Origin of the sequence: Pseudomonas sp. PB120, from assembly GCF_009761815.1 — a bacterium.
Classification (GTDB): Bacteria; Pseudomonadota; Gammaproteobacteria; order Pseudomonadales; family Pseudomonadaceae; genus Aquipseudomonas.
Genome location: NZ_RWIN01000132.1, coordinates 81,003 through 91,233, shown reverse-complemented (window position 1 = coordinate 91,233; position 10,231 = coordinate 81,003). Strand labels below are relative to the sequence as shown.

Annotated in this window: 11 protein-coding genes; 5 read left to right on the top strand and 6 right to left on the bottom strand. The window is 58.3% G+C overall.

Annotation, left to right across the window (positions count from 1 at the left end; all coding sequences use genetic code 11):
• Positions 1–82: 82 nt before the first annotated feature.
• Positions 83–1,381 (bottom strand): MFS transporter, encoded by a 1,299-nt coding sequence (locus tag EJA72_RS24440; RefSeq protein WP_157714458.1) that lies wholly within the window; start codon positions 1,379–1,381, stop codon positions 83–85.
• A gap of 365 nt (positions 1,382–1,746) precedes the next feature.
• Between EJA72_RS24440 and EJA72_RS24435 the strand changes: the two genes are divergently transcribed.
• On the top strand, positions 1,747–2,151 hold the full coding sequence (locus tag EJA72_RS24435) for an acyl-CoA thioesterase (protein ID WP_007942704.1): 405 nt from the start codon (positions 1,747–1,749) through the stop codon (positions 2,149–2,151).
• A gap of 57 nt (positions 2,152–2,208) precedes the next feature.
• Positions 2,209–3,108 carry a D-hexose-6-phosphate mutarotase gene (locus EJA72_RS24430; protein WP_157714457.1) on the top strand — a complete coding sequence of 300 codons (900 nt, stop codon included), beginning with the start codon at positions 2,209–2,211 and terminating at the stop codon, positions 3,106–3,108.
• Positions 3,109–3,233: 125 nt separating this feature from the next.
• On the opposite strand, the gene EJA72_RS24425 is transcribed toward EJA72_RS24430, so the two are convergent.
• The 4 genes from EJA72_RS24425 to purE form a co-directional block, all read right to left on the bottom strand.
• Complete coding sequence (locus EJA72_RS24425; protein ID WP_157714456.1) at positions 3,234–3,770, bottom strand: DUF3299 domain-containing protein; 537 nt, start codon at positions 3,768–3,770, stop codon at positions 3,234–3,236.
• An 88-nt stretch (positions 3,771–3,858) separates the two neighbouring features.
• Complete coding sequence (locus tag EJA72_RS24420) at positions 3,859–4,104, bottom strand: GlsB/YeaQ/YmgE family stress response membrane protein (protein ID WP_008030708.1); 246 nt, start codon at positions 4,102–4,104, stop codon at positions 3,859–3,861.
• 111 nt (positions 4,105–4,215) lie between these two features.
• Positions 4,216–5,298 carry a 5-(carboxyamino)imidazole ribonucleotide synthase gene (locus EJA72_RS24415; protein ID WP_157714455.1) on the bottom strand — a complete coding sequence of 361 codons (1,083 nt, stop codon included), beginning with the start codon at positions 5,296–5,298 and terminating at the stop codon, positions 4,216–4,218.
• Positions 5,299–5,309: 11 nt separating this feature from the next.
• Positions 5,310–5,801 carry a 5-(carboxyamino)imidazole ribonucleotide mutase gene (gene purE / locus EJA72_RS24410; RefSeq protein ID WP_007971731.1) on the bottom strand — a complete coding sequence of 164 codons (492 nt, stop codon included), beginning with the start codon at positions 5,799–5,801 and terminating at the stop codon, positions 5,310–5,312.
• Between the two features lie 451 nt (positions 5,802–6,252).
• Here purE and EJA72_RS24405 point away from each other — a divergent pair, with 451 nt between their 5' ends.
• Complete coding sequence (locus tag EJA72_RS24405) at positions 6,253–6,930, top strand: hypothetical protein (RefSeq protein ID WP_157714454.1); 678 nt, start codon at positions 6,253–6,255, stop codon at positions 6,928–6,930.
• 88 nt (positions 6,931–7,018) lie between these two features.
• On the top strand, positions 7,019–7,627 hold the full coding sequence (locus EJA72_RS24400; protein ID WP_178129558.1) for a reprolysin-like metallopeptidase: 609 nt from the start codon (positions 7,019–7,021) through the stop codon (positions 7,625–7,627).
• Positions 7,628–7,675: 48 nt separating this feature from the next.
• On the opposite strand, the gene EJA72_RS24395 is transcribed toward EJA72_RS24400, so the two are convergent.
• Complete coding sequence (locus EJA72_RS24395) at positions 7,676–8,587, bottom strand: LysR substrate-binding domain-containing protein (RefSeq protein ID WP_157714453.1); 912 nt, start codon at positions 8,585–8,587, stop codon at positions 7,676–7,678.
• A gap of 180 nt (positions 8,588–8,767) precedes the next feature.
• Here EJA72_RS24395 and aspA point away from each other — a divergent pair, with 180 nt between their 5' ends.
• A complete protein-coding gene (gene aspA, locus EJA72_RS24390; protein WP_157714452.1) occupies positions 8,768–10,192 on the top strand; it encodes an aspartate ammonia-lyase in 1,425 nt (474 codons plus the stop codon).
• The last annotated feature ends 39 nt before the right edge of the window (positions 10,193–10,231 follow it).

The following is a 10,231-nucleotide window of genomic DNA, read 5'->3' as shown; positions in this document are numbered from 1 at the left end:
TGGCTCCCACATTGGAATGCATTTCAATGTGGGAGCCAGCCTGCTGGCGATTGGGCCGGTACAGACGATAGGAGAGTCGGAATTAACGACCCTTCTTCCAGAGATAAGCCCCCACCAGAATCCCGACGCCACAGATGATCGCAACGTAATAGGCCGGCCCCATCGGGCTTTCCTTGAGCAGCAGCGTCACCACCATCGGCGTCAAGCCACCGAAAATCGCGTAAGCCAGGTTGTACGAGAACGACAACCCGCTGAAACGCACCACCGCCGGGAAGGCCTTCACCATCACGTACGGCACCGCACCAATGGTGCCGACCAGCAAACCGGTCAGGGCATACATCGGGAACAGCCAGTCCGGGTGATTGAACAGGCTGTGATAGAAGGTCCACGAACTGAGCAACAGCGCAGCACTGCCGAATACAAACACTCGGCCCGCGCCGAAGCGATCCGCCAATGCGCCGCTGGCCACGCAGCCCAGGCTGAGGAACACAATCGCGACGCTGTTGGCCTGCAACGCGGTGGTTGGCGAGAAGTGGTAGATGGTCTGCAACACTGTCGGGGTCATCAGAATGACGACGATGATGCCGGCGGACAGCAGCCAGGTCAGCAGCATGGAAATCAGGATTGCCCCACGATGGTCGCGCAACACGGCGCGCAGCGGCACCTCTTCGGCCAGGGCCTTGCGCAGTTGCAGCTCAGCGAAGACCGGGGTTTCGTGCAGCCAGCGGCGCAGGTAGACCGAAAACAAACCAAACACGCCGCCCAGCAGGAACGGGATCCGCCAGGCGTAATCCGCCACTTCCACCGGGGTGTAAATGCTGTTGATCGCGGTCGCCACCAGCGAGCCCAGCAGGATGCCTGCCGTCAGACCGCTAGTCAGGGTGCCGCAGGCGTAGCCGATATGCCGCCCGGGCACGTGTTCGGAAACGAAGACCCACGCGCCAGGCACTTCACCGCCAATCGCCGCGCCCTGGATCACCCGCATCAGCAGCAACAGAATCGGCGCCCACAGGCCTATCTGCGCGTACGTCGGCAACAGGCCCATGATCAGGGTCGGCACGGCCATCATGAAAATGCTGAGGGTGAACATCTTCTTGCGACCCAACAGGTCACCGAAGTGCGCCATCACGATCCCGCCCAACGGCCGCGCCAGGTAGCCGGCGGCGAAAATACCGAAGGTCTGCATCAGCCGCAGCCACTCGGGCATGTCGGGCGGGAAGAACAGCTTGCCGACCACCGTGGCGAAGAACACGAAGATGATGAAATCGTAGAACTCCAACGCGCCGCCCAGGGCAGACAGCGATAAAGTCTTGTAGTCGTTGCGGGTCAGCGGACGTGCGGGTTGTGTTGGCTGCGCGATGCTCGAGGGCGCTGGGGTCATGGCAAGTGCTTCTCTTATAGTCGGAACTGCAACCTCAACAACGCTGGCGGAGGCTTGGGCAGGTCCGGCACGATAGCAAATTGTTCGAAAAAGCACATAGAAGCGCGTTTTTGACGGTCAAAATGAGAACCGGACGGTCGTCTCGGAGTCTACCGACCGATATACTCGCGATCTTGCGACAGTTTCAAAGGGTTGCTGTGCGAAGACGCTGCTGGGCTCTACCAGTCGATTTCGCAGAGTTTCCCTTTAGGCGCCTGACGAAAAACGGGACGAACGTAGTATGTTCGGGGCTGAATCGTTTTTCCGCAAAGCGGCTATTCACCTGAAGTACTTATGAAGAGTCACGGGTCAGAGGCACCCCCGGCATGATAGAGCTCGAACAAGAAGATCCCATTCCGCAAGGCGACCTGGCCCTGCAAATCACCGCGCTTCCGCGTGAAACCAACGGCTTTGGCGATATTTTCGGCGGCTGGCTGGTAGCGCAGATGGATTTGGCGGGCACCGCAATGGCCAGCAAAGTCGCAGGCGGTCGCGTGGCCACTGTAGCGATCGATCGCATGGCGTTCCTGGTTCCGGTCGCGGTGGGCGCTCAGCTCTCCTTCTATACCCAGGCCCTGGAAATCGGTCGCAGCTCGATCAAGATGATGGTCGAAGTCTGGAGCGACGATCCGCTGTCCAGCGAGTGGCGCAAGGTGACGGAAGCGGTGTTTGTCTTTGTCGCCATCGACGGCAGCGGCCGCACGCGTTCGGTTCCGCCGCGCGCGCGTTAAACGCGGCGACCGATTTGCGGTCCATTGCAGTCATTGTTCCTGATCGAGAGCTGCCCCATGAGCCCCCCCAACGTTGAAGCCGTGAAGCTGGATGAACTGAACTGCTGGCGCATTCGCCACGGTCTGGCCGAATTGCTGGTTGCCCAGCAAGGCGCGCACATCCTCAGTTACCAATTGGCCGGCCAACCGCCGCTGATCTGGCTCAACGACGAAGCGGTGTTCAAGACCGGCAAGAGCATCCGCGCCGGCGTGCCGGTGTGCTGGCCGTGGTTCGGCAATTTTGCGCGCAACCCGCAAAGCGTCCAGGCCATGCGCGACAGCAACGAACCGCCGACCGCCCACGGTTTTGTGCGGGCAATGGATTGGGAACTGGGCGGCATCGAGGCCGAGGGTGAAAGCCTGAAGGTCGAGTTTATCCTGCCCTACCCCGAGGGCGGTTTCCCGGGCTGGCCGCATCAGGTGGACTTGAAGTTGTGCATTCGCCTGGACGAGCAATTGCACATCAGCCTGACTAGCCACAACCGGGGTTCGGACACCGTCACCCTCAGCCAGGCGCTGCACAGCTACTTCGCGGTGAGCGACGTGCGCAATGTGCACGTTGAAGGGCTGGATGGCTTGAGCTACATCGAGACGCTGGACGACTGGAAAACCGTTCCCCAGACCGGCGACCTGCAGTTTACCGGCGAGACCGATCGCATCTACCTCGATACCCCGGCGAAGCTGAGCATTGTCGACCCGGCCTGGGAACGCCGTATCGAGCTGACCAGCAGCGGATCGCGCTCGGCGGTGATCTGGAACCCGTGGATTGAGCGTGCAGCGGCGTTCAGCGACATGGCGGCCGATGGTTGGCAGCGGATGCTGTGCATCGAGACGGCGAATGTGCTGGATGATGTGGTGACGTTGGCGCCGGGTGCGAGCCATACGTTGGGTGTCAGCGTCGGCGCAAAACCGCTCTAAGCCATACCGCAATACGAAATGTGGGAGCCAGCCTGCTGGCGATGGCGCTGTGTCAGTCAACTTGAAAGTATCTGACCCACCGCTATCGCCAGCAGGCTGGCTCCCACAGTTATTTCGAGTGGCTGTTAGAGATCGGACTCTTTCACCACCCGCACCTTTGCCGCATCCAGCGCATACGCCGCATCGGCCAAATCATTGTTGACCGTCTCGACCTTCAGCGTGCCAGTCACCCACAACGGCGTGTAGATGTCATTCAGCTTCAAGCCCTTGGGATAGCGCACCAGCACCAGTTGGTTCGGTGGCGGTGGCGGCACGTGGATGCAGGCGCCTGGGTACGGCACGAGGAAAAACAGCGTGCTGCGCCCCTTGGCGTCAGACTCCAGCGGCACCGGATAACCCCCGATACGGATGTTCTTGTCGTTCATCGACGGCACGGTCTTGGTCGAATACATCACCGCCGGCAAGCCCTTGCTCTGCTTCATGCCACCCTTTTCGGTAAAGGTGCCATTGCCTTCCGGGGAGTTATGGTCGATTTCGGGCATGGCCTCGAGGGCTTTCTGGTCCGACTTGGGCATCAGTTCGAGCCAGTCGGTTTCCGGCAGTTCGCCGGCGTGGGCAAGGCCCGCACCCAGTAGAAGGAAAGTCAGTAAAAAACGGCGCATGAAGGTGCTCGGTAAAGGAAGGACAGTAAGTCGCCGAGCATTCTAGCCCTCTCCGCGTGCGCCGCAGAGAGGGCTTTGTCGCTTTGGGTCAGTTCTTTTTGATCAGGCCGTAGATCACCAGCAACACCACGGCGCCGACCAAGGCACCGATGAATCCGGCGCCTTGGCCAGCCTGATAAATGCCCAGGGCCTGGCCGCCGTAGGTGGCTGCCAGCGAACCGCCGATACCGAGCAGGATGGTCATGATCCAGCCCATGCTGTCATCGCCCGGTTTCAGGAACCGAGCCAGCAAGCCGACGATCAAGCCGATAAAGATGGTTCCGATAATTCCCATGGCATTTCCCTCTGAATTGGATGGCTATGCAGAAGCCTAGTCAGACTTTCGCATCCTGCCATGAGAGAACGGCGGTCCCTGAATGGTTCCGCCGCTGCCACATGAAACTATTTATTCGGCGATGAGCGCTTCGACCTTGAGGATCTGCTGCTCCAGCGTGGCCTTGTCGGCGCAGCGCAGGTTGGCGTGACCGACCTTGCGGCCGACCTTGAACGCCTTGCCGTAGTGATGCAGATGGCAATCGGCAATGGCCAGGACTTTCTCGGTCTCCGGGACTTTGCCGATGAAGTTGAGCATCGCGCTCTCGCCGACCTTGGCCGTCGAACCCAGCGGCAAACCGGCAACGGCCCGCAAATGGTTTTCGAACTGGCTGCACTCGGCACCTTCGGTGGTCCAGTGCCCGGAGTTGTGCACGCGCGGGGCAATTTCGTTGGCCTTGAGGCCACCGTCGACTTCAAAGAACTCGAACGCCATCACGCCGACGTAATCCAGCTGCTTGAGCACACGGCTGGAGTAGTCTTCGGCCAGTGCTTGCAACGGGTGATCGGTGCTGGCCACAGACAGCTTGAGAATGCCGCTGTCGTGGGTGTTGTGCACCAGCGGATAGAAGCGGGTCTCGCCATCGCGGGCACGCACGGCGATCAGCGACACTTCACCGGTAAATGGTACGAAACCTTCCAGCAAGCAGGCCACGCTGCCCAACTCGGCGAACGTACCCACCACGTCTTCAGGTTTGCGCAGGACTTTCTGACCCTTGCCGTCGTAACCCAAGGTGCGGGTTTTCAACACGGCCGGCAGACCGATCGATGCCACAGCAGCGTCCAGGTCGGCTTGCGATTGAATATCGGCGAACGCCGGGGTTGGAATCCCCAGGTCCTTGAACATGCTCTTCTCGAACCAGCGATCACGCGCGATGCGCAGGGCTTCGGCGCTCGGGTAGACCGGAACGAATTGCGACAGGAACGCCACGGTTTCGGCCGGAACGCTTTCGAACTCGAAGGTCACCAGATCGACTTGATCGGCCAGCTGGCGCAGGTGATCCTGATCGCCGTAATCGGCCCGCAGGTGTTCGCCCAACGCGGCTGCGCAAGCATCCGGCGCGGGGTCCAGGAAAGCGAAGTTCATGCCCAGCGGGGTGCCCGCCAGCGCCAACATGCGACCCAACTGGCCGCCACCGATTACACCGATCTTCATCGTCAACAACCTCAGGCGATGCGTGGGTCTGGATTTTCCAGGACGCTGTCTGTCTGTTCGGCACGGAACGTTTTCAGCACCGCGTGGAATTGCGGGTGCTTGGCGCCAAGGATACTCGCCGAGAGCAGCGCCGCGTTGATCGCGCCGGCCTTGCCGATGGCCAGGGTCGCGACCGGAATGCCGGCAGGCATCTGCACAATAGACAGCAGCGAATCGACGCCCGAGAGCATTGCCGATTGCACCGGTACGCCCAGCACCGGCAGGTGGGTCTTGGCCGCACACATGCCAGGCAAGTGGGCCGCACCACCGGCACCGGCGATGATCACCTCGATGCCACGCGCCTCGGCTTCTTCAGCGTACTGGAACAGCAGATCCGGGGTGCGGTGGGCAGAAACCACTTTCACCTCGTAAGGGATGCCGAGCTTTTCCAGCATATCGGCGGTGTGGCTAAGGGTGGACCAATCGGACTTGGAGCCCATGATCACGCCAACCAATGCACTCATCGTCGTGCCTCTTCTCTCTGGGCGCCCGCAGGCGCATCAAAAAACAACAAGCCACGCAAAATGCGTGGCTTGATTGTACGAATTATGGCCGGTCGTAACCGGCCGAAGGCCGCGCAGTATACCTCAATGAAGCAGATAAACAGCCCCCGCCGCGACCATCTGTCACTTGGGGCAAAGCGGCTATTTTATTGACTCCAAGGTCAATAGCTCACACTTCAAATTACGGCACTGTTATAGCGATAACCGAATAGAGGAAAAAGGCGCACAACAAGTGTCATTAATTATTCAAAAACACTACGCAACACATAAGAATCATCAACACGCACCAACCAAGACTAACCCGTGATATATATCAAACAGCGACCAATAAACGCATCGCTACCATTAATAAATAATCGTCCTTAATACCCTCACCTCAATTACCGAGAGCATTTTTTCATGAGACTTAACTATGCACGCACTGTTAAAAGCATTACTTACCCTTGCCGCCACCCTGAGCATCAATATCAGCGCGCACGCACTAAACAATGACAATACGCTCAACGATGACCCTCTGAACCAGATCCGGCTTTTTGCAATCTTCCATGACGATGTTCCCGAATCGAAACGAAGTTCAACTTACGCTGATCACATCCACCCTTTTGTCGTCGAGTTCGAGCGCATCACTGGTCGAAAAATTTATGTGGTCTTCGATCGAAACCGGCCGCCCTATACCAACTTCAATTACAAATCTGACGACCATAACAAAATGTTTGAAGAGTGGGAAAAGCTCACAACGGCCTATAAAAAAGAACGACATGAAAACAGTGAGTTTTTCGTTTCACGCAACGACCGGATTCTCTTGATCACCAATGACTTCATCAATGGCAGCCCGCTACTGGGCGGCATGGGAGGTCTCGCGACTCAACCCGGGTACTCTGCAATCGCGGCGCTCGAAGGCAGGCAGGCAATCGGGCATGAGCTCGGGCATACCTTCAATGCCAGCCATGACGATAGCGAAGTTATTTATAACGGATGGTGGTGTGAAACCTTCATGTTTCCGACCGCTTTTCTACTACGTTCAAACTGTTATGTCTTTAGCGAAAAAAACAAAAAAAGGATCAAGGCTTATGTCGACAGTCTGTATTAAAACCATCCGACCAGCGTCACTGCCATCCGAAGCACGACAAACAATAAATTTCTCAACCCAAACAGAAAACAACAAACAGGAGCACCGCGTGAAAAACAATAAAACAAACCAAAGCAAAGCAATTTCGGCCCAAAAACCTATCCGCTTGATGGTATTCATACACGACGACCTCGACGGGTATGATAAAGACAAGCTCTACAACGACCATTTCGCCTGGCTAAAGACCGAGCTTGAGGAAATATCCGGTCGTGGCGTTCTGATTATTTTCAACTCTAAATCCACACTACCGGAAATGACCAATTACCAGTACAAAAATGAAAGCTTTTACGATTCAGGTCATGGGTGGAAAGCAATGGTTAAAGCGTTTACTTCGAAGGTAGAAGAGATCCGACCCTACGATCCAGACCTGAACAAATTCCTGTTGTTAACCCGCAACCCAATCAACAGCAGCGTCGCCGGCGCTGCGATCCACAAAGGCCAGAGTGGCATAGCTTCGATCTTCTACTACATGGCACCCGCACACGAAATTGGTCACATGTTCGGTGCCACCCACGAAGATGCGGATGTCATCTATGACGGCTGGTGGCATGACACGATCATGAAAGCTGACTGGGCTACTACTTTACGGGGCAATTCCTACCGCTTCAGCGATAAGAACCGAGAGAATATTCGGAACTACCTCAGTCAATTCGACTGAAATTCTCTAACCATGGGCGAAAGTTATTAGCATGGACTTCCACCCGGCTCAGGAAGCAGGACTGGCCACCCCGCCTTCCAGCTTGCGCCACAACAGCCGCACGTTGGCCTTTCGTACCAGTGCACAGCGATACAATCGAATTTCCAGCGGCACATGCCATTGCGGACCGCCGCAGACCACCAGTTCGCCACGAGCCAGTTCGGCGCGGACGCTGAGCTGCGGCACCCAGGCGATGCCCAGACCTTCCAGCGCCATGCTTTTCAAGCTGTCGGCCATGGCGGTTTCGTAAATGGTGGTAAACCGCAGCGCTCGCTGGCGCAACAGCATGTTTACCGAGCGCCCGAGAAACGCACCTGCGCTGTACGCCAGCAGCGGCACACTGGCATCTCCTTCCAGATCGAACAGTGGCTTGCCGTCTCCGTCCGCCGCGCAAACCGGGAGCATTTCGGTGTGACCGAGGTGCAGGGACGGGAAGATTTCCGGGTCCATCTGCATCGCGGCGTCCGGGTCGTAGAACGCCAGCATCAAGTCGCAACCGCCTTCGCGTAAGGCATGCACCGCGTCGCCCACGTTGGTTGCCACCAACCGCGTGGCGATGTTCAAGCCTTCGTTGCGCAACTGCGCAATCCAGCGCGGGAAGAAACCCAGCGCCAATGAGTGAGCGGCCGCGACTTGCATGACCTCGCCCTGACCACCCTCCAGGTGATGCAGGTGGCGCAGCACTTCGCCGAGTTGCTCGACGACCGTTCGCGCGGTGACCAGAAACAACTGCCCCGCCGCCGTCAGCTCGATCGGCGTGCGTGAGCGATTGACCAGTTGCAGCCCCAGCGCCGTCTCGAGACTGCGGATCCGTCGACTGAAGGCCGGCTGGGTCACGAAGCGTCGTTCGGCAGCCTGGGAGAAGCTGCGGGTGGCGGCCAGGGCGCTGAAGTCCTCGAGCCATTTACTTTCCAGATTCATCACGTCCTCCCGGACACGCACCAATTTAGGTCACACGCTCGCCGCACATACGGCGTCACATCGACATTATGCCGAATATGCATAGGCCAGTGTTTAACAGCATTGGCCGAAAATTCTCCACAAGCCTAGCATTTGCAGTGTTCCGGCACAGACCGGGTCCATATCGAGATGATTTCTATCATGTCCTCCGCTGCATCTTTCCGCACAGAAAAAGACCTGCTTGGCGTACTAGAAGTACCGGCTCAAGCGTATTACGGCATCCAGACCCTGCGAGCGGTGAATAACTTCCGTCTCTCCGGCGTTCCGATTTCGCATTACCCGAAGCTCGTTGTCGGCCTGGCGATGGTCAAACAAGCCGCCGCTGACGCCAACCGCGAACTGGGTCACCTGAGCGAAGCCAAGCACGCTGCCATCAGCGAAGCCTGTGCACGATTGATCCGCGGCGACTTCCACGAAGAGTTCGTGGTGGACATGATTCAAGGCGGCGCTGGCACTTCGACCAACATGAATGCCAACGAAGTCATCGCCAACATCGCGCTGGAGGCCATGGGCCACAGCAAGGGCGAGTACCAATATCTGCACCCGAACAACGACGTGAACATGGCGCAGTCGACCAACGACGCCTACCCGACCGCGATCCGCCTGGGTCTGCTGCTGGGTCACGACGCGCTGCTGGCCAGCCTCGACAGCCTGATCCAGTCGTTCGCCGCCAAAGGTGAAGAGTTCAACCACGTTCTGAAGATGGGCCGTACCCAGCTGCAAGACGCCGTGCCGATGACCCTTGGCCAGGAATTCCGTGCGTTCGCCACCACTCTGGGCGAAGACCTGGCACGCCTGAAAACGCTGGCACCCGAGTTGCTGACCGAAGTAAACCTGGGTGGCACCGCGATCGGTACCGGCATCAACGCCGACCCGCGTTACCAGCACCTGGCCGTTCAGCGCCTGGCCCTGATCAGCGGTCAGCCGCTGGTTCCAGCCGCCGACCTGATCGAAGCCACCTCCGACATGGGCGCCTTCGTGCTGTTCTCCGGCATGCTCAAGCGTACCGCGGTCAAGCTGTCGAAGATCTGCAACGACCTGCGCCTGCTGTCCAGCGGCCCACGCACCGGCATCAACGAAATCAACCTGCCAGCGCGTCAGCCAGGCAGCTCGATCATGCCTGGCAAGGTCAACCCGGTTATCCCGGAAGCGGTTAACCAGGTTGCGTTCCAGATCATCGGCAACGACCTGGCACTGACCATCGCGGCCGAAGGCGGCCAGCTGCAACTGAACGTGATGGAGCCGCTGATCGCGTTCAAGATCTTCGACTCGATCCGTCTGCTGCAACGCGCCATGGACATGCTGCGCGAGCACTGCATCGTCGGCATCACAGCCAACGAAGAGCGCTGCCGCGAACTGGTCGAACATTCGATCGGCCTCGTTACTGCGCTGAACCCATACATCGGCTATGAAAACGCCACCCGCATCGCCCGTATCGCCCTTGAAAGCGGCCGCGGCGTGCTGGAACTGGTGCGCGAAGAAGGTTTGCTCGACGAAGAAATGCTCGCCGACATCCTGCGCCCGGAAAACATGATTGCTCCGCGTCTGGTTCCGCTTAAAGCCTGACCCGACGCGTTACTTGTAGCACCGCTCACCAGGTCGAGG

Bases quoted from the DNA above. Each gene is read 5' to 3' on its own strand.
- purE (WP_007971731.1), bottom strand. From the start codon at position 5,801: ATGAGTGCATTGGTTGGCGTGATCATGGGCTCCAAGTCCGATTGGTCC.
- aspA (WP_157714452.1), top strand. From the start codon at position 8,768: ATGTCCTCCGCTGCATCTTTCCGCACAGAAAAAGACCTGCTTGGCGTA.
- EJA72_RS24395 (WP_157714453.1), bottom strand. From the start codon at position 8,587: ATGAATCTGGAAAGTAAATGGCTCGAGGACTTCAGCGCCCTGGCCGCC.
- EJA72_RS24420 (WP_008030708.1), bottom strand. From the start codon at position 4,104: ATGGGAATTATCGGAACCATCTTTATCGGCTTGATCGTCGGCTTGCTG.
- EJA72_RS24415 (WP_157714455.1), bottom strand. From the start codon at position 5,298: ATGAAGATCGGTGTAATCGGTGGCGGCCAGTTGGGTCGCATGTTGGCG.
- EJA72_RS24405 (WP_157714454.1), top strand. From the start codon at position 6,253: ATGCACGCACTGTTAAAAGCATTACTTACCCTTGCCGCCACCCTGAGC.
- EJA72_RS24430 (WP_157714457.1), top strand. From the start codon at position 2,209: ATGAGCCCCCCCAACGTTGAAGCCGTGAAGCTGGATGAACTGAACTGC.
- EJA72_RS24425 (WP_157714456.1), bottom strand. From the start codon at position 3,770: ATGCGCCGTTTTTTACTGACTTTCCTTCTACTGGGTGCGGGCCTTGCC.
- EJA72_RS24435 (WP_007942704.1), top strand. From the start codon at position 1,747: ATGATAGAGCTCGAACAAGAAGATCCCATTCCGCAAGGCGACCTGGCC.
- EJA72_RS24440 (WP_157714458.1), bottom strand. From the start codon at position 1,381: ATGACCCCAGCGCCCTCGAGCATCGCGCAGCCAACACAACCCGCACGT.